General features: G+C 43.4%; 20 protein-coding genes. All 20 read right to left on the bottom strand.

Annotated elements, in window-relative coordinates:
- Positions 1-21: 21 nt before the first annotated feature.
- On the bottom strand, positions 22-942 hold the full coding sequence (locus tag L5M71_RS18745; RefSeq protein ID WP_263174165.1) for a flagellar motor protein MotB: 921 nt from the start codon (positions 940-942) through the stop codon (positions 22-24).
- Entirely contained in the window at positions 942-1,799 is an 858-nt protein-coding gene (gene motA, locus L5M71_RS18740) for a flagellar motor stator protein MotA (protein ID WP_263208964.1), read from the bottom strand. Before motA ends, L5M71_RS18745 begins: the two co-directional genes overlap by 1 nt.
- A gap of 23 nt (positions 1,800-1,822) precedes the next feature.
- Complete coding sequence (locus L5M71_RS18735) at positions 1,823-2,539, bottom strand: RNA polymerase sigma factor FliA (protein ID WP_113940808.1); 717 nt, start codon at positions 2,537-2,539, stop codon at positions 1,823-1,825.
- Between the two features lie 11 nt (positions 2,540-2,550).
- Positions 2,551-3,018, bottom strand: coding sequence for a flagellar basal body-associated protein FliL (fliL, locus tag L5M71_RS18730; protein ID WP_263208961.1), 468 nt, complete (start codon positions 3,016-3,018; stop codon positions 2,551-2,553).
- A gap of 16 nt (positions 3,019-3,034) precedes the next feature.
- A complete protein-coding gene (locus L5M71_RS18725; protein ID WP_263208959.1) occupies positions 3,035-4,243 on the bottom strand; it encodes a flagellar hook-length control protein FliK in 1,209 nt (402 codons plus the stop codon).
- The gene (locus L5M71_RS18720; RefSeq protein ID WP_168825871.1) at positions 4,233-4,559 is read right to left on the bottom strand and encodes a hypothetical protein; all 327 of its coding nucleotides are present in this window, start codon (positions 4,557-4,559) and stop codon (positions 4,233-4,235) included. Before L5M71_RS18720 ends, L5M71_RS18725 begins: the two co-directional genes overlap by 11 nt.
- On the bottom strand, positions 4,528-4,908 hold the full coding sequence (fliS, locus tag L5M71_RS18715; protein WP_113940812.1) for a flagellar export chaperone FliS: 381 nt from the start codon (positions 4,906-4,908) through the stop codon (positions 4,528-4,530). The genes L5M71_RS18720 and fliS overlap by 32 nt, the downstream gene beginning before the upstream one ends.
- 13 nt (positions 4,909-4,921) lie before the next feature.
- Entirely contained in the window at positions 4,922-6,274 is a 1,353-nt protein-coding gene (gene fliD / locus L5M71_RS18710; protein WP_263208957.1) for a flagellar filament capping protein FliD, read from the bottom strand.
- 302 nt (positions 6,275-6,576) lie between these two features.
- A complete protein-coding gene (locus L5M71_RS18705) occupies positions 6,577-7,383 on the bottom strand; it encodes a flagellin (protein ID WP_261272820.1) in 807 nt (268 codons plus the stop codon).
- 225 nt (positions 7,384-7,608) lie between these two features.
- A complete protein-coding gene (locus L5M71_RS18700) occupies positions 7,609-8,421 on the bottom strand; it encodes a flagellin (RefSeq protein WP_261272821.1) in 813 nt (270 codons plus the stop codon).
- 225 nt (positions 8,422-8,646) lie between these two features.
- A complete protein-coding gene (locus tag L5M71_RS18695; RefSeq protein ID WP_263208953.1) occupies positions 8,647-9,462 on the bottom strand; it encodes a flagellin in 816 nt (271 codons plus the stop codon).
- A gap of 232 nt (positions 9,463-9,694) precedes the next feature.
- Entirely contained in the window at positions 9,695-10,501 is an 807-nt protein-coding gene (locus tag L5M71_RS18690; RefSeq protein WP_248068743.1) for a flagellin, read from the bottom strand.
- Between the two features lie 220 nt (positions 10,502-10,721).
- Positions 10,722-11,522 carry a flagellin gene (locus L5M71_RS18685; RefSeq protein ID WP_248068746.1) on the bottom strand — a complete coding sequence of 267 codons (801 nt, stop codon included), beginning with the start codon at positions 11,520-11,522 and terminating at the stop codon, positions 10,722-10,724.
- 144 nt (positions 11,523-11,666) lie between these two features.
- Positions 11,667-12,680, bottom strand: a complete 1,014-nt coding sequence (locus L5M71_RS18680) for a hypothetical protein (RefSeq protein ID WP_263208948.1) — start codon at positions 12,678-12,680, stop codon at positions 11,667-11,669.
- A 12-nt stretch (positions 12,681-12,692) separates the two neighbouring features.
- Positions 12,693-13,610: a flagellar hook-associated protein FlgL gene (gene flgL / locus L5M71_RS18675; RefSeq protein WP_173496198.1), complete on the bottom strand. Its 918-nt coding sequence runs from the start codon at positions 13,608-13,610 to the stop codon at positions 12,693-12,695.
- Between the two features lie 11 nt (positions 13,611-13,621).
- Entirely contained in the window at positions 13,622-14,995 is a 1,374-nt protein-coding gene (flgK, locus tag L5M71_RS18670) for a flagellar hook-associated protein FlgK (protein ID WP_113940818.1), read from the bottom strand.
- On the bottom strand, positions 14,992-15,399 hold the full coding sequence (locus L5M71_RS18665; RefSeq protein WP_113940819.1) for a rod-binding protein: 408 nt from the start codon (positions 15,397-15,399) through the stop codon (positions 14,992-14,994). The genes flgK and L5M71_RS18665 overlap by 4 nt, the downstream gene beginning before the upstream one ends.
- Complete coding sequence (locus L5M71_RS18660) at positions 15,399-16,511, bottom strand: flagellar basal body P-ring protein FlgI (protein ID WP_113940820.1); 1,113 nt, start codon at positions 16,509-16,511, stop codon at positions 15,399-15,401. Before L5M71_RS18660 ends, L5M71_RS18665 begins: the two co-directional genes overlap by 1 nt.
- Before the next feature lie 14 nt (positions 16,512-16,525).
- Positions 16,526-17,188, bottom strand: a complete 663-nt coding sequence (gene flgH / locus L5M71_RS18655) for a flagellar basal body L-ring protein FlgH (protein WP_113940821.1) — start codon at positions 17,186-17,188, stop codon at positions 16,526-16,528.
- Positions 17,189-17,198: 10 nt separating this feature from the next.
- Positions 17,199-17,984, bottom strand: coding sequence for a flagellar basal-body rod protein FlgG (gene flgG, locus L5M71_RS18650; RefSeq protein ID WP_006083393.1), 786 nt, complete (start codon positions 17,982-17,984; stop codon positions 17,199-17,201).
- Positions 17,985-17,990 lie beyond the last annotated feature (6 nt).

Raw genomic sequence — 17,990 nt, 5'->3', positions numbered from 1 at the left:
AAATGAGAGCGGGTATTAACACTAGCGAGTGTTTGCTTGGCGCTTAATTTCGTTGATTGTAACGCCACTTGGGACTGTATCGATCGGAGCGCCAATCATGCCTCTTAATAACTGTTCAGCAGAGGAGGTTAAAATAAGCGCCTCAATCCGACGATTAGCTGCCGCAGCAGTATCCGAAGTGATGTAAGGAACCTGATCAGCCATACCCGTCACCTGAATAACCTGATCGCGTTTAACACCGCCACGCTCAAGCACTCTTCGTGCTAATAGTGCTCTTTCACTCGATAATTCCCAATTAGTAAATAAACTGCCCGCATAAGGCGTTGAATCCGTATGACCAGAAATAACCATGCTATTAGTTATATTTTTTAAAATAGGCCCTAAAGATAAAAGTAATTCTTCAAAATAGGGCTGCATTTGTGCACTGCCCCGCGTGAACATAAATTGATTCACATTATCGTGAATTAAGATGCGTATGCCTTGAGGCACAATAGTCACAGAAATGTTCTCAGCCATGCTCGAGCTTTGCACGACTCGATTCAATTCTCTGGCGAGCACAGTTAATTGCGCCTGAGTATCAAATTGCCCGGGGATGAGCGCACCTTCCTCTAATCCTTCTGACTCCGAACCTCTAGGCATAGAATTGGAAGGTATGATTGGAGGAGCAATAGACATATTTCCTTCTAAATCAATAATCGAAGATGACTGACTTAGCTCAAATGGATTCATTGGACCAGTGGGATTCATATCTCCACGTAAATACTGCACTATCATGGTTCGCTCTTTTTGATCAGCGATTTGCATGATCCACAGCACCATAAAGAGCGCCATCATAGCAAGCGTGAAATCGGCAAAAGCGACTTTCCACGCACCACCATGCCCATGATTACGCTTTCCTCGCTTTCGCCGCTTGATAATAATCGGCTCATTTTTATGGAGCATTAGCTTCTCTGCCCTTCCATCCAACGTTCTAACTCGATAAATGAAGGACGATTTTCACTTTGTATTTGTTTCCGTCCCGCATCAATAGCCATCATTGGTGGTTTACCTTTTGAAAAGGTCACTAAAATAGCGGCGATGCACCGAAGCTGTGCCGATTTGCGATCAACCAGATGTTCTAATGCCTTTGACATTGGATCGAAGAAACAATAACACGCGAAAATACCGATAAATGTACCGACTAATGCCGCGGCAACTTTGACACCAATCATAGTAATTGGGCCATCAATATTAGACATAGTAATGATAATACCGAGTACAGCAGCTAAAATACCAAAGCCAGGCATAGCCTCACCCACTTTACTAAAAGCTTCCGATGGTCGTAATCTGTCCTCTTCTATACGATGAATCTCTTCTTCTAGGATATGCTCTAAATCATGGGGAGATATTTTCCCAATAGACTGCACTCGTAAGTTATCAATTAAAAACTGTAAAACATTTGGGTGATTGAGCACGGCTGGGTACATTAGAAAAATAGAACTTTGCTGAGGATTTTCTAAATGCTCATCGAGTACTTTTAAGCCTTGGGATTGGATCTGAGCCATTAAAGTGCCCATCAAAGGAAATAACTGAGGATATAATTCAGGATCTTCTTTACCCTTATTAAATAATTCTTTTAACTGCTCAAGCATTTCTTTTAATACTGATTGCGGGTTAGCAATAATGAGCGCTCCAACTCCGGCGCCCATAATGATTAAAATTTCAGCAGGCTGCCACAATGCAGACAAAGCCCCACCCGCCCAAACATACCCACCAAACACAGAAGCTAAAATGATTAACAGCCCAACTAGTTTACTCATTACGATCTTCTCACTTTTAAACTTTAGCGCTGCAATATTGTTTTTAACTGTGAAATAGCTGATTTATGCAGCTGGCAAATACGCGTTTCAGTCAATCCCAATGCCATAGCTATCTCTTTTAAATTCAGCTCATGATGATAGTAAAGCGACAGAATTAGCTGTTCTCTTTCATTTAATTTTGAAATAACTTTGATCAAAGTTTGCTTCAGCATTAACCGCTCAACATCATTGCTTCTATCTACTGGATGATCACCGCCCAATAGCAACTCATCTAAGCTTTTCATCGACTCTGCTTGCGTCGAGTATAAACGTTCCCGATAATCCTCCGCGCTCAGCCCAAGCGCACTGGCCACTTCAAGATCGCTTGGTTCACGTCCCATCTCTCTACTCAAACGTCTAACAACATCATTAAGCTCATGGGCCTGCTGTCTAACAGGTCTAGGACGCCAATCCTGCCGCCTCAGCTCGTCGAGTATGGCACCGCGAATACGTTGCCCAGCGAAGGAAATAAATCCATTATCCAGCTCGCCAGGATACCGACGTGATGACTCAAGCAAGGCCATCATGCCAATTTGCTCCATATCCTCGAGTGATAACATCACGCCGCAGTGACTGCGCATCTGCGAGACTATACGTTTGATTAATGGCAAGTATTGTCGAATAATCTGTTGTTCAGATTGACGCTCTTCGACTGGATAATCACAGGTTTGTTGATATGCGAGTTGGCCCGCTGCTGTCATGATAAGGCCTCTTACTGGATCACCATGCGAGTAAAGAGTACTTCATCAATATCTGACGGCAATTGGTTATCTGACAGCACTTTAACCATCAATATCAACGCCTCTGATTGTAAACTGTCGAGCTGATCTAAGTGGTTCAACTGCTCAAATGTTTTACGTGAGAACATCTTCATCATAGCGTTTCGTATAAGTGGATCTGACTCCAGCAACACCGTTTTCATATTGGGATTACGGCTTTTTAATGACATTTCAAGCAGCATGTAATGGGGATACTTATCCCCAGGAATCGATATCACAAACTTTTCTAAGGGGTAAAACTTGGCAACTGGTACAGGTTCGACTTCAGGTTCGGAAGCAAAGAATTCTGTTAGCTTCCAATCTCCACTACTTGTCCCAATCCAAAATGCACCTGCGGTCGAACTAATGAGCACAAGTAACGCTAAAATGATCTTTACTAAACGAGATTTTAAAATTGCCATGAAACGACTCCGGCACTTAAGCCAATAAATCTAATTGGGATTTCTCTCTCGCCATCACATCGACTACATTATCCGTTGTAGTTTCAGCCGCTATCGACGAGGAGAATAATGCAGTTTCCTGTTGATGCTGTTGCGATTCTCCTTGGCCAATATCGACATCAATTTGACCGCCATGATCCATTGCCAAATCCACTCTCAAGCGTTCTAAACCATTGAGCAATGCATCTCGAATCGCAGGATTTACTGCGTGCATTTGCACCTGTAAACGATCGCCCTCTAAACGAATATTGAGCTCAATCTTGCCCAGTTCTGGCGGATCTAACCTTAATTCGGCTTTCTTAATATGTTGATCGACTTGGAAACGAAGATGCTCTCTTAAGGGAGTAAGGATCTCCTGAGAGTGCTGCGCTAAAGAAGCCATGGGAGTGAGGGATACAGGGCCCCATTGAGTAGCACTTGCAGCCTGCGTACCCGCAACCTGCTGAGATCCTATCGCATTAATATCTTTAACTTCATGCCCCCTCAGTTCTGCCAACACACGCTGAAACACTGACGAGTCAGATTTCAAATGCTCAAAATCCCCAGAGAAAGTTGCCAGCGTTGAATCCTGCGTAAATACGCCGCTCATTTTCAAGGATTCGCCACTCATGCCCACAGGCTGAGTACGACTTCCTGCAAGAGCCATAGATGAGGTCATCCCTGAACTAAATAGCGTTCCTCTTTGATCTGTGGCTGAGAGCCCAATTAAAGACGCTGGAGTTCGACCTATCGGATCCGCTTTAACAGTTTCCGCAGGAAAAATCACAGGAACAAACGGCGCGACAGCAGTCGGTGAAACGAGACTGTTCTGAGGCGTAGCGGCTAAGCCATCTTGACTAATAGGTGCTGAGTTAATCTCAGTATTTAACAGTGACGGAGATACTCCTGGTACAACAGGAGCAGCAACTGATACAACAGAAGAAGCAACGGGTGCAAAAGGCACTGAGTCAGAAAAATCACTATTAATATATTGATTTAAAAAGGTATCAGCATCATTGCCTAGAGCTTTTTCTGCACTCGGAGTCCACATAGCACTCTCTAGCGGAAGAGATTCCGCAGGCAATCCTATAGGGAATGCCAACAAGGTAAATGACTCAGATTTATCTTGATCAACTGCACTTGTCACTTTAGTCGTCAAGCTGGTATTTGTGCCAACAGGACGAGTTGAAAGAAGATCAGAGATCATCCAAAGCTCCACTTACTTGTGTTAATTGATAGGCTGCTAAACCTGGTTGTTGCGCCTTAAAGCGGCCCATTTCAGCGGCTAATTCATCACGAGCCAAGATCAACTCTTGCAGCACTTGGGAATGAACCCGCTTTAATTCTGCACGTGCCAATTTCTGCTCAATATCATGAGTCTCACCTGCCTGTTGCAGGGCTTTGATCAAAGCGATGTTCACTTTTCGGACGCTTTCCCAATCCTGAGCATCTGCATATTGGCGTAAAGCATTCGCAAAACGCGCCCACTGCTTAATTGAGATTTGTCCATCCTTCTCTGACATTGGTAATCACCTGAGTCACTGGAACTAGCGCTTCAGCACTGTTTTCGACACTGGCGCTGACAAGCTGACGGCTACAAAAGTCATAGAGACGATGTAAGCTCACGGCAACCTCACCACCATTTTCAAGGTCAAGCATAGAGTCCAAGCCATGCACGATATTAAGGCACTTATGGATACTCATTCCTTTCGCCTCAAACCTTTGGTATTCCATATGGCCAGCGGTCCGCTCTAGTTCTTCCAATAAACCATCAAGTAGCATACGCACCATGTCATGGGTTGTTGCTGCCGCTACTTGTGCATCTAAAGCGGTTTGCTTGTAGGCATTAAATGGATCGTACTCATTTAACATTTTTTACTGCTTCCTATGAAAACAACTGACTTGCAGAATTAAACTGGTTAATGGTGGATTCCATTGCCGTAAACTGGGTTAAATAAATCTGATACTTTTGATTCATTTGATAGTTATGGCGATCCATACTGTCATTCACACTTTTAATCTGCTTATTTAACGCTTCTTGTTTTTGATCGATATAGCCATTGAACTGCGTAAAAGGCTTTAATGTTTTCTCAACATTCTTGACGTAGCTACCTTCACCCGTAAACATGGCTTGCACTTTTTCGGGATCACTTTTAAAACTGTCAGTTAGCTTAGCATCATCAATTTTTAGTTTTCCGTCTCGTCCAATCTCAATCCCGATATCAGACAAACGCATGCCGTTAGCAGCCGTTGCAAATACAGAATCACGTAATTTAGACTGGAGAAGGCGAATAGAGGTATCCCCCTTCAACACACCAATTTGCGCTTCACTCACAGCGGTAGTTTTGTCTTCTTTATCTTTATCTTTATCCGAAGAACTCGAATCAGAGGTTTTAACGCCCATAGAACGGGTAAGTTGGTTGATTTGTGTCATTAAAGAATTAAATGAATCGACAAAATCTTTAACCGTTTTCTTATTCGCTTCAAAATCGTCTGTGACTTTAATCATGCTGCTTTCACCAGCCGCATGCACCTTGACTAATTCGAGGCTGACACCATCAACAACATTTTCTAGATAGTTACTGCTGCTGGTAATACTGATACCGTTTAATGTGAGTTCCGCATCTTGTGCTGCACGACGTTCTGTCATGCCCCAATCGGCACCGTTAAACTCTACCTTCACTTGATTCGCGACACCCGATTCCTTTGAAGACAGCATAAATTCGATTTGGTTACCTGTGCGCACTAATGACGCTTGTACACCAGGATTACCCACTTGTTTATTGATCACATCGCGTAACTGAGACACAGAAATAGCCGCACCGCCATTAACCGTTGCCAAATCAATTTCCATACGCTTAGTCGGATCACTACCGACTTGAATACTGATAATACCCGACGTTGGCAACAATTCACTTTCAGAGGAATAGGCTTTAGTCAGTTGATGTGCTTGCGCAAGTTTATGCACGCTCAAATCATAGTTGCCCTTTGGCGCATCAGATTTAACTGTAGCGGTCGCATTCTCGCCCGTAACCGTAGCAATTTTGCCTTTAGTTGCATTGCCACCCATTTCACTCAACTTAGTGGCCATTTTCTTCATATTATTTTCAAGCAACGTATAGGCATCTAACTGTGTTTTACTGGCAGTTAGCTTGCCTTTGTAAAGCGTATCTTTACCTGCGCGGTCTGCGCCAATCAGTTGCTGAGCAAATTGTGCTGCATTCATACCTGAAATCATGACTACCTCCACTCGTTCTACAGCAAAACGCATGCCAAAAACAAGCTGCTGTTTTTAAAGACATTTAAATAATTAACTGGCCCGAACACAGCTAAAAACTTCCGCATAAACACTTAAACAGGAAAACTATCTTCCACTTTGTGTTATCGAAAATTACCCACTAAAACATGAACCTTATAGGTTTCAATCTCGGGTTTAGCGACTACCGACCAATACATAAACCGTGGCTAAAATAAAAATGCCAGTCAGCGCAACTAACTGGCATTTTAGCTGTGACCAATGACATCACTTACCCAATAACATTAACGCAATAGACCCATCACTAAGCCAGTATTTTGGTTAGCTGAAGAAAGTACTGTTGTACCCGCCTGAACTAATAATTGGTTGCGCGTCATATTGGCAGATTCAACCGCGAAATCGGCATCCATAATACGGCCTGCAGCGGCTTTGGTATTTTCAGTTACGCTGGCAAGGTTAGCCGCTGTATGGCCAAGACGGTTAATGTTGGCACCTAAGGTTGAACGTTTAGTGCCAACTGCAGAAATAAAATCATCCACTAACTTAATTGCATCATTCGGGGTGCCTTCTAAATCGCCAGCTTTAAGAGCCGTAATGTCTGCCGTAAGCGCTGTAAGTTTAACGTTCAGAATTTCATCTTTACCTGCACCGATCTGGAAAGTTACATCTGTAAGCTTGGTAAAAAGGTCATTACCTGCATAAGTCGTTTTGGTAGCAATACGCTCGATCTCATCATTTAGCTCTTTAAACTCATCATTCAATGCTTTCAAATCATCAGTTGAGTTAACACCGTTTGATGCTTGAGTAGCCAATTCTTTCTGGCGATTGGCAATGGTCGTTAATTCTTCTAACGCACCATCAGCGGTTTGCAGCATAGAGGTCGCATCAGAAATATTGCGTGATGCTGTTTCCATACCTTTTACGTTAGCGCTCATGCGGTTTGCAATTTGCAACCCCGCAGCATCATCAGATGCGCTATTGATACGTAAACCCGTAGACAAACGCTCCATAGCATTAGTCAATAAGTTATTGCTTTTGTTAACAGCACCTTGAGCAACAATTGAAGCGTAATTAGTATGAACACCTAACATATCAGTTCTCCTGAAAAATAACGGTTATCTTGGCGATGCCTGAATCTCAGCATCGATCCATAACTAATTAAGGCGACAGCAACAGCACACAACTAAAACTTATTTAAAAATAGATGGGATCACCTCTATAAAAACAGACTGAAATGGCATGCTCAAAACGCCATAAAAAATGCCAGCAAGCTAAGCTCACTGGCATTAAAACTAACACTGACTAATTTAATAAAATTAGCGCAGTAACCCCATGACTAAACCTGTATTTTGGTTAGCTGAAGACAGTACTGTTGTACCCGCTTGAACTAATAATTGGTTACGGGTCATATTGGCAGATTCAACCGCGAAATCGGCATCCATAATACGGCCTGCAGCGGCTTTGGTATTTTCAGTTACGCTGGCAAGGTTAGCCGCTGTATGGCCAAGACGGTTAATGTTGGCGCCTAGTGTAGAACGTTCTGTACCCACTTTGGCTAAGAAAGTATCAACAGCGGTAATTGCAGCAGTAGCACCAGTGGTTAAGTCACCTGTTACAGTTGTTGAAATAGCGCCTAACTTCACATTCAGTGTTTCTGCTATTCCAGCACCAATCTGGAAGTCAACACCTTTAATAAGTACGCCATCAGTCGCATCTTTAAACAGGTTATTACCCGCATAGGTTGTGTTTTCAACAATGCGTGTAATTTCATCGTTTAACTGTACAAATTCATCATTCAGCGCAGTTAAATCATCAGCAGAATTCACACCGTTCGCCGCTTGAGTGGCCAATTCTTTTTGGCGGTTAGCAATGGTCGTTAATTCTTCTAATGCACCATCGGCGGTTTGCAGCATAGAGGTTGCATCAGAAATATTGCGTGAAGCCGTTTCCATGCCTTTTACGTTAGCACTCATGCGGTTAGCAATTTGCAAACCCGCAGCATCATCAGATGCGCTATTGATACGTAAACCCGTCGACAAACGCTCCATGGCGTTAGTTAGTAAGTTATTGCTTTTGTTAACAGCACCTTGTGCAACAATTGAAGCGTAATTAGTGTGAACACCTAACATATCAGTTCTCCTGAAAAATAACGGTTATCTTGGCGATGCCTGAATCTCAGCATCGCTCCATAACTAACTAAGGCGACAGCAACAGCACACAACTAAAACCTATTTAAAAATAGATGGGATCACCACTATAAAAGCAGACTTAAATAGCATGTACAAAACGCCATAAAAAATGCCAGTAAGCTAAGCTCACTGGCATTAAAACTAAACTGACTGGCTTAACTGTAATTAGCGCAGTAGACCCATGACTAAGCCTGTATTTTGGTTAGCAGAAGACAGAACCGTTGTACCCGCTTGGACTAATAATTGGTTGCGCGTCATATTGGCTGATTCAACCGCGAAATCGGCATCCATAATACGGCCTGCAGCGGCTTTGGTATTTTCAGTTACGCTGGCAAGGTTAGCCGCAGTATGGCCAAGACGGTTAATGTTGGCACCTAAGGTTGAACGGGCAGTACCAACTTTAGATAAGAAAGTATCTACAGCACCAATAGCGGTATTTGCTGCAGTAGCTAAGTCACCAGTAACAGTTTTATCAATAGCGGCTAATTTAACATCCATTGTTTCTAATGTCCCAGCACCAATTTGGAATTTAACTCCAGTACCCTTTACTAGCACACCATCTGTAGCTTCAAATAGTTTATTACCCGCATACGTTGTATTGTCAATAATACGGGTGATTTCTGAGTTCAACTCTTTAAACTCATCATTCAATGCTTTCAAATCATCAGTTGAGTTAACACCGTTAGATGCTTGAGTAGCCAATTCTTTCTGGCGATTAGCAATGGTCGTTAATTCTTCTAACGCACCATCAGCGGTTTGCAGCATAGAGGTCGCATCAGAAATATTGCGTGAAGCCGTTTCCATGCCTTTTACGTTAGCACTCATGCGGTTAGCAATTTGCAAACCCGCAGCATCATCAGATGCGCTATTGATACGTAAACCAGTCGATAAACGCTCCATGGCGTTAGTTAGTAGGTTATTGCTTTTGTTAACAGCACCTTGTGCAACAATTGAAGCGTAATTAGTATGAACACCTAACATATGTAGTTCTCCAGAAAATAACGAGCATTTGGGGTAGACCTGAACTCAGGGATAACTAACTAAGGCGACGGCAACAGCACACAACTAAAATAAAATCGATATTTAAAAATAGAGTGTATGGCACTGTAAAAACTAGACTGAAATGGCATGTTCAAAACACCATAAAAAATGCCAGCAAGCTACGCTCACTGGCATTAAAACTAACACTGACTAGCTGACTAATTAATTGTAATTAGCGCAGTAACCCCATGACTAAACCCGTATTTTGGTTAGCTGAAGACAGTACTGTTGTACCCGCTTGAACTAATAATTGGTTGCGCGTCATATTGGCAGATTCAACCGCAAAATCGGCATCCATAATACGGCCTGCGGCGGCTTTGGTATTTTCAGTCACACTGGCAAGGTTAGCTGCAGTATGTCCAAGACGGTTAATGTTAGCACCTAAGGTAGAGCGGGCCGTGCCCACTTCTTTAATATATGTATCAACGGCTGTTATTGCCGCTGTCGCATTCGCCGCTGAAGTTAGATCACCACCAACATCCGCAGGTTTTGCAATTAAAACATCTAAGGTTTCAGTAGTACCAGCACCAATTTGGAATTTAACACCAGTACCAGTACTTAATGTGGCGAATAAATCATTACCCGCATAGGTAGTCTTGCCCATGATACGAGTTGACTCTTTAATCAACGCCTGAAACTCATCATCCAATGCTTTCAAATCAGCTGTCGAGTTCACACCGTTCGCCGCTTGAGTGGCCAATTCTTTTTGGCGGTTAGCAATGGTCGTCAACTCTTCTAACGCACCATCAGCAGTTTGCAGCATAGAGGTCGCATCGGAGATATTACGTGAAGCCGTTTCCATACCTTTAACGTTAGCGCTCATGCGGTTAGCAATTTGCAGACCCGCAGCATCGTCAGATGCGCTATTGATACGTAAACCCGTCGACAAACGCTCCATGGCGTTAGTTAGTAGGTTATTGCTTTTGTTAACAGCACCTTGTGCAACAATTGAAGCGTAATTAGTATGAACGCCTAGCATATGTAGTTCTCCAGAAAATAACGAGCATTTGGGTTAGACCTGAGTTCAGGGATAACTAACTAAAGCGACCGCACAAGCGCTTAACTAAAACCGATTTAAAAATAGAGTACATGAACACTGTAAAAAAATCAGACTGAAATGGCATGCTCAAAACGCCATAAAAAATGCCAGCAAGCTAAACTCACTGGCATTAAAACGAAACTGAGTGACTTAACTGGAATTAGCGTAGTAACCCCATGACTAAACCCGTATTTTGGTTAGCTGAAGATAGTACCGTTGTACCTGCTTGAACTAATAATTGGTTGCGGGTCATATTGGCAGATTCAACCGCGAAATCGGCATCCATAATACGGCCAGCAGCGGCTTTAGTATTTTCAGTCACGCTAGCTAAGTTAGCTGAGGTATGACCTAAACGGTTAATGTTTGCACCTAAGGTAGAACGGGCAGTACCTACTGCCTTAATATACGCATCAACATCGGTTATTGCTTGAGTTGATTTAGCCGTATCTTTTAAATCGCCAGCAACTGCAGTAGGCTTAGCACTGGTTACAGTTAACGTTTCTGTAGTGCCTGCACCAATTTGAAACTGAACTCCCCCCTCCAACTTAGTAAATAAATCATTACCTGCATAAGTTGTATTAGTCATGATACGAGCCGACTCTTTAATCAACTCTTGGAATTCAGCATCAAGTGCTAACCTATCAGCATCAGAGTTAACGCCGTTCGCCGCTTGGGTCGCCAATTCTTTCTGACGGTTGGCAATAATAGTTAATTCTTCTAACGCACCATCAGCAGTTTGCAGCATAGAGGTCGCATCAGAAATATTGCGTGAAGCCGTTTCCATACCTTTTACGTTAGCACTCATGCGGTTAGCAATTTGCAGACCAGCAGCATCATCAGATGCACTATTAATACGTAAACCAGTCGACAAACGCTCCATAGCATTAGTTAAAAGGTTATTGCTTTTATTTACAGCACCCTGCGCAACGATTGAAGCGTAATTAGTATGAACACCTAACATAGTAGTTCTCCAGAAAATAACGATTGTTTTGGTTAGGCCTGAATACAGGCATAACTAATTAAGGCGACATGAAAAGCTCTTCACTGAAGCCAAATAGCTTATTTTCAAAAATTAAATAATCACACTTAGGGTTCGCTTCAAAAATTAGAGCAGCAGAGCGCTAACCTGTTCGCGGTTCGTATTTCCCTGCGCCATCAAAGATGTCACTTGATAGGCAAAAGGATAGGGTTGCATAAATTTATGCAAATGCTGGAGTTCAAATTTGGGCTGACTAGATGCGGTCAATTGCTTAACCTTCACCAGCAGTAAACGGTGGGATGCTTTAATATCATCAATTTGCACTGTGACTTTTTTATCTACCTTTGACACTTTAGCCAATGTCATTTTTAACTTTTCAATATCCGTAAAATTCCATTCACGGGGATCCTGCCAACTAAATTTCTCTTCTAATGGTATATTCCTCGGCTCACCCGCTGGCAACCTTTGCCCTTCGCCGACCATTAAAATCCCCCCATTGAGCTTCATCCAAGTCTCATGCGGTGCTGTAAACACTGTGTCATTGGTCGATAAGCGGTCGATACTTATCCCAATCGAAGCTAAAACAGGCTCTATGATATCTTGTAGCTCTAAGCGATTTTTATTGGCAGGCAAAAGCAAATGCAATGTTTGCTTCTCTGTAAAAAGCGTAATCCGCTCATCGCGATTCTTGGGTGATGTGAGATCGACTCGTCGGAACCTAAAAAAATGCAATGCCGCAGGCTGGGATGCTGAAATCAAATTCAAGTGATGATCGAGTAAACGCTTTCCTTGGTAATAAGGCCTAATCTCGATTAATTGTCTTCGACACTCTTCCGCTTTATGTAATGCATCTTCAACAACCGAACTTTTACTGAACAAGCAGGTTTGTAGCTGTTTGTTTAGTTGACCTAGGATACTTTTGGCTGAAATCAAGCTCTGTAACACCACTTGCGATGCACTAATATTATGTTGCTCTTGAGTCACCTTGGCCCAACGTCCATAGGCTTCCAATCTATGCTTAGGTATGGGCCTCGCTTTCGGTGCACTGCGGGGCACACCTGATATCGGAGCAACATAATGAGACGTTACCGTCTGACTTTGACGTAACTGACTAAGTGACTCACCTATCCCTTTGATCATTTAACTCATTACCTACATATGATTGAAAAGGGACAGCTGGCTTATCTGTACAAAAGTTTGCTGGGTAATTTTTAATGCGGTTAATTTGACATTGAACTCGGCAGTGGCAGCGGCATAATCGAGCTCCTGCGTTTCACCTATCACTTGTTTACTAAACAACACCATTTCTTCATGGGAGCTTTTAACTAACGCGAGATTATTTTGCTTGCCACCGAAATCGGTAATAGCTACACCTATGCTATCTAAGGTTTCACTTAACGCTGTTTGTATTCCACTCGCGGCCGCACTAAAAGCAGGATCGCTTGGTGATAAGCTTGGATCATTTAATACGTTAATATAGTCCATTGCTTGATTCAAAATATCTTGACCAGCATTGGAGAACAAGACTTTTTCGGCGGTGACATTAGCCGTAGTCCATGAAGAGCTAGACGTTTGTACCGTTCTCTCGCTAGCATCACCTTGATAGACGTATCGCCCAGCCGCATCCTTAACTACCGCAGCTTTCTCAATCGCATTACCGGAAAAGAGATAATTACCCGACTCATCAGTGGCGTTAATATTATCCACTAACCCCTTTAAGAGTTCTTCCATTTCAGAAGCATAGGATGCTCTATCCTCTTTCGAGAGATTCGAGCTATTAGTCGCAATACTGATTTCTTTCATCCGCTGCTGCGTCTCAACCATGCTGGATAAATATGTTTCAGCACGGCTCATATTGGTACTTAAGGAATCGATATTTTTAACATATTGCTGTACTAGTGCTAAATCACGTTGGTTATCCATTACCCGAACAACACCAATAGGATCATCCGAAGGCGATAGTATTGAAACACCTTTAGAGAGCATTTGATTCAAACGTGCCACATCATAGGTCGTGTTCTGCAAACTGTTTAAATTGTTAGTGTATAAATTTTGCATTGTTACACGCATGAATAAAGTCCTTAAAAGCTACTAAGCATAGTTTGAAACAGTTGATCTGCGGTGGAAATCACCTTAGCATTCGCCATATATGACTGCTGATAGATGATCAAATTAATCCCTTCTTCATCGGGATTCACACCACTGGTACTCGCCCATTGGGACTGCGCATCTTTTTGCAAATCTACACTGGTTTTAGCAAATGAAATCGCTTGGCGAGAAGCAGAACCTAACTGGCCAACCTTGCTGGAGAAGGATTCCGCTAAGCTTGTATTACTGCCAAGGCTAGTAAAACTCAGTTCTTTATTCGCAAGCTGTACTAAAGCTTTTAAATTTGCGTTATCGCCTTGGGTACCATCTTTACCAAAGGCAAGTTTATCAGGCGTAAAACCGGCCGTTAGAGATAAGCTTCCTCCTGGGTTATTAGCTTGATAAGTAAATAAATCCTGTGACGGTGTCGCACCATTTAAGTCAGTGCCAGAAGCAAGAATAGAATTAAACTCGGTCGCTAACATTACCGCTAATTCATCTATGTACTGTTGCGAATCCGCGAGCTGCACATCACGGTACGTAAGCAAGGCACCTAAACTGCCACCAGCGGTTTCATCAACATTAAACTGGCTAGCACCAAATTGGATAGTCACCAAATCGTTCTTAGGATTGGTGGGATCGGGATTACTCGTTAACTTAGCAGCAGTATTTCCCGTCAATAGCGGCTCACCTCGGGCCAGCGAGATATTGACCATGCCTTGGCTATCTTCAACAACCCGAATATCTAAAATCGCAGCTAAGTCATCAATCGCAGCATCTCGACTATCTTGCAGTGCAGGGGGGATCGTTCCTGTCACACTTGCCGCCTGAATGTCACGGTTGAAACTGGCAATAATATTAAGTTGTGAGTTGATCTCTTTAACGGATGAACCAAGCTGTCCATTGATCTGATTACGTTGCGAATCAATATTGTCGTTGATTGCATTCACTCTTTGGGCAACGGCTTTAGCCTCATTAAGTACACCTTGTCGATAGGCAATGAGATTAGGTTGTTCCATAGATGAATTGAGGGCGGCGAATAATTGATCTAGGCCTTTTGAGATATTATTCCCTTCGGCACCAAATACTTGTTCAGCCTGACGCAAATAACTACTTTGCACTTTAGAAAAACCAACAGCACTCGTGGTTTGCCATAACTGCGCGACTTCGTATTGATCAGAGATCCGTCTAACACCATCAACAAACACGCCCGCGCCGGAGCCATAAGCACCGCCACCAACCGAACTTAACATCACCTGCTGACGTGAATAGCCTGCAACCATAGCATTAGCAACGTTATTTGAGGTTGCATTCAATGCGGCCATGCTTGCCAATAAGCCAGACTTACCAATGTTCAACATGCTCATTTAAAATCCTTCACAACGGGCCGCATAATAAGTGCAGGCTGCATCGCTGTTGTTGTCATCTGTTGAGGATCAAAGGCGACCGGATCTTTCTCAGACTGAAATGAACGTGATAGCTGCTTAGTCATCACGTCAGCCAAGCCCATACCATTGACTTGGCTTAAACGACTTGCCAATTCCGCATCATGTAAATCTTGATAAAGGCCATTATTGCTTTTGGAGGTTAAAGGATTATCTTCATCGGCCATAGCGTCGGTGGCTGAGCGCATTTGCTTAAGTACCGTTTGCAGGAACTGCGCCTCAAATTGTTGACTGACTAATTTAAGTGCACCTTGCTCGCCATTCGCCTTAATCAAATCATCAGCATTCAGCTTATTTAAGTAACCGCCCGTATTTTCAACTTTCATTAAATCACCACCAAATCAGCTTCTAAAGAGCCCGCTTCCGCCAAAGCTTCTAGAATTGCCATCAAGTCCATTGGTGTCGCACCTAAGCTATTTACGGCACGCACGATTTCTTCAATTGCTGTGCCCTCGGGCCAAACAAACATACGTTTGTTACCTTGCTCGACCAATACTTGGCTATCATTAGTCACCACGGTTTCCCCTGCGGCATTACCAAGATAAGCGCCATTAGGCTGGCTCACGTTTTCACGTTCAACAATAGTCACTGTCAGATTGCCATGGCTCACAGCGGCTTTACGAACCACAACATCTCCCCCTAATACCACTGTCCCCGTACGGCTATTAAACACGATTCTAGGTGAACGTCGGCCTTGGTCAATCTTGAGTTCTTCAAGCATTGACATAAAAGTCACACGCTCTCGATTCGACTTAGGCGCGTGTATCAGGACCTTGGCATGATCTTGCGCACGCGCAACATCGGGTCCAAATAGTTCGTTAACAGCCCGTTCGATATTTCGGGCGGTTTTAAAGTTGGGATCCTTAAGGTTTAATATGATGTCTTCATTATCACTAAAGTTACTTTTGATTGGTGCCTCAAGTAAGGCACCATTGGGGATAGTGCCAACAGTTGGCACATTCACAGTCACAGATGATCCATTACGACCGGCGGCAGAAATACCGCCAACAACTAAGTTGCCCTGCGCTACCGCGTAAACCTCACCATCGACAGCCCTAAGAGGCGTCATTAATAAGGTTCCGCCCTGAAGACTTTTTGCATCACCAAGGGATGAAACCGTCACATCTAAGGATTGTCCTGGGCTCGCCAGAGAAGTAATAGTCGCATGCACAGCAACGGCGGCGACGTTCTTTAACTTAGGATCGGTTTTATCATCAATCTGTACACCAAACTGTTTAAGCATATTGACGACAGATTGACTGGTAAATTTAACTTGAGAGCGGTCACCCGTCCCATTTAACCCGACGACTAAGCCATAACCCACGAGTTGGTTATCACGCAGACCTTGCACATCGACAATATCCATCAAGTAGCGGCTTTGCTCTTCCGCTTGCAGTGTACCAGTAGCCAAAAGTAACAATAATAAACAACGTAGCATCAAAATATCCTTTGCTAGAGCGGGAACCATGGACTATTGAAATAGCGAGAAGCCCATCCCATAGCATTACTGTCAGCAATAGCGCCTTGACCACCATAGATAATTCGGGCATCGGCAATACGTTGCGACGATATCGTATTGTCATTACCTATATCATCAGCACGTATAATGCCAAGTAAGCGTAAATACTCATCGCCCTGATTCAATCGCAGCCATTTTTCACCACGTATCAACAAGGTACCATTAGGTAAAACCTTAGAAACAGTTACAGTGATTGAACCTGATAACTGGTTTTGCTGTGTACTTGAGCCTGCACCATTAAACCCTCTCGAAAAAGAGGTTTTACCGTCAGCATTGGCCGTTTTATCACCAATATTGCCCGCAAGTCCCATACCCATATCTTGTTCTTTGTTGGTCTTGGTATCCGCTTTCTTACTCGAATAGGTTTTTTCATCTAACGCGACGGTTAAAATATCGCCCTCACGGAAAGCACGTTTATCCTTAAAAAGTGTCAACATGAAACCGGGACGATAAAGACTGCCATCCTTTGCATCTGGCAGGCTGTAGTCAATCTCAGGCGGTGCCCACTCTTTAGTGCCAGGTTTAGTCTCCTTATCTGGAATATGCGACATACAACCCGATAACAGTGCAAACCATAAAAACCATAACCAACGCATGATTGCCTCTCTAAACCGATTGATTGAGGAACTTGAGCATATCGTCTGAGGCTGACACAACTTTGGCATTCATCTCATATGCTCTCTGCGTGGAAATCATTTCGACCATTTCTTCCACCACGTTGACGTTTGCGCCCTCTAGCGCACCCTGTCTTAAAGCACCTAAAGCTTGATCACCCGCCACACCTTCAACCGCCACACCCGATGCAGCAGTTTCACGGTAAAGGTTGTCACCGCGAGCTTCTAACCCTGCTGGATTAGTAAAGTTAACAAGCGTGATTTGACCTAAATCTTGAGGTTCAGCTTCACCCGCCATTTTCGCTGTGACTACACCATCGTTGGCAATAGTAACGGTTAGCGCATCTTCAGGGATCACGATATTGGGCACTAAAGGTAAACCTTGTGATGTGACCATCATGCCTTCGCTGCTGCGATAAAACTGACCGTCACGGGTATAAGCAAGATCGCCATTTGGCTCTTCTACTTGGAAAAAACCATGACCTTCGATCGCTAAATCCAACTGCTGACTGGTATTTTGCATATCCCCAGTAGTGAATATTTTTTGAGTACCAACGACTCTCGTTCCTGCACCTAATTGCAGACCCGATGGCAAATTATTCAGTGCATCAACCTGTCCACCTGGCTGACGTTGAACCTGATAAAACAGATCATTAAACGCAACACGGTCACGCTTAAAACCAGTGGTATTCACGTTTGCCAAGTTGTTGGCAATCGCAGTCATTTTCGTATCTTGTGCTGTTAGGCCGGTTTTACTTACCCATAACGCTGATTGCATACCAAT

The sequence above is a fragment of the Shewanella sp. SW1 genome (assembly GCF_025653545.1).
Taxonomy (GTDB): Bacteria; Pseudomonadota; Gammaproteobacteria; order Enterobacterales; family Shewanellaceae; genus Shewanella; species Shewanella oncorhynchi.
The sequence above is the reverse complement of the archived record's forward strand: the minus strand, read 5'-3'. Positions and strand labels throughout refer to the sequence as shown.

What these genes read in the sequence shown, in the direction of transcription:
- L5M71_RS18745 (WP_263174165.1), bottom strand. Translation starts at nt 942, where the DNA reads ATGCTCCATAAAAATGAGCCGATTATTATCAAGCGGCGAAAGCGAGGA.
- motA (WP_263208964.1), bottom strand. Translation starts at nt 1,799, where the DNA reads ATGAGTAAACTAGTTGGGCTGTTAATCATTTTAGCTTCTGTGTTTGGT.
- L5M71_RS18735 (WP_113940808.1), bottom strand. Translation starts at nt 2,539, where the DNA reads ATGACAGCAGCGGGCCAACTCGCATATCAACAAACCTGTGATTATCCA.
- fliL (WP_263208961.1), bottom strand. Translation starts at nt 3,018, where the DNA reads ATGGCAATTTTAAAATCTCGTTTAGTAAAGATCATTTTAGCGTTACTT.
- L5M71_RS18725 (WP_263208959.1), bottom strand. Translation starts at nt 4,243, where the DNA reads ATGATCTCTGATCTTCTTTCAACTCGTCCTGTTGGCACAAATACCAGC.
- L5M71_RS18720 (WP_168825871.1), bottom strand. Translation starts at nt 4,559, where the DNA reads ATGTCAGAGAAGGATGGACAAATCTCAATTAAGCAGTGGGCGCGTTTT.
- fliS (WP_113940812.1), bottom strand. Translation starts at nt 4,908, where the DNA reads ATGTTAAATGAGTACGATCCATTTAATGCCTACAAGCAAACCGCTTTA.
- fliD (WP_263208957.1), bottom strand. Translation starts at nt 6,274, where the DNA reads ATGATTTCAGGTATGAATGCAGCACAATTTGCTCAGCAACTGATTGGC.
- L5M71_RS18705 (WP_261272820.1), bottom strand. Translation starts at nt 7,383, where the DNA reads ATGTTAGGTGTTCATACTAATTACGCTTCAATTGTTGCTCAAGGTGCT.
- L5M71_RS18700 (WP_261272821.1), bottom strand. Translation starts at nt 8,421, where the DNA reads ATGTTAGGTGTTCACACTAATTACGCTTCAATTGTTGCACAAGGTGCT.
- L5M71_RS18695 (WP_263208953.1), bottom strand. Translation starts at nt 9,462, where the DNA reads ATGTTAGGTGTTCATACTAATTACGCTTCAATTGTTGCACAAGGTGCT.
- L5M71_RS18690 (WP_248068743.1), bottom strand. Translation starts at nt 10,501, where the DNA reads ATGCTAGGCGTTCATACTAATTACGCTTCAATTGTTGCACAAGGTGCT.
- L5M71_RS18685 (WP_248068746.1), bottom strand. Translation starts at nt 11,522, where the DNA reads ATGTTAGGTGTTCATACTAATTACGCTTCAATCGTTGCGCAGGGTGCT.
- L5M71_RS18680 (WP_263208948.1), bottom strand. Translation starts at nt 12,680, where the DNA reads ATGATCAAAGGGATAGGTGAGTCACTTAGTCAGTTACGTCAAAGTCAG.
- flgL (WP_173496198.1), bottom strand. Translation starts at nt 13,610, where the DNA reads ATGCGTGTAACAATGCAAAATTTATACACTAACAATTTAAACAGTTTG.
- flgK (WP_113940818.1), bottom strand. Translation starts at nt 14,995, where the DNA reads ATGAGCATGTTGAACATTGGTAAGTCTGGCTTATTGGCAAGCATGGCC.
- L5M71_RS18665 (WP_113940819.1), bottom strand. Translation starts at nt 15,399, where the DNA reads ATGAAAGTTGAAAATACGGGCGGTTACTTAAATAAGCTGAATGCTGAT.
- L5M71_RS18660 (WP_113940820.1), bottom strand. Translation starts at nt 16,511, where the DNA reads ATGCTACGTTGTTTATTATTGTTACTTTTGGCTACTGGTACACTGCAA.
- flgH (WP_113940821.1), bottom strand. Translation starts at nt 17,188, where the DNA reads ATGCGTTGGTTATGGTTTTTATGGTTTGCACTGTTATCGGGTTGTATG.
- flgG (WP_006083393.1), bottom strand. Translation starts at nt 17,984, where the DNA reads ATGCAATCAGCGTTATGGGTAAGTAAAACCGGCCTAACAGCACAAGAT.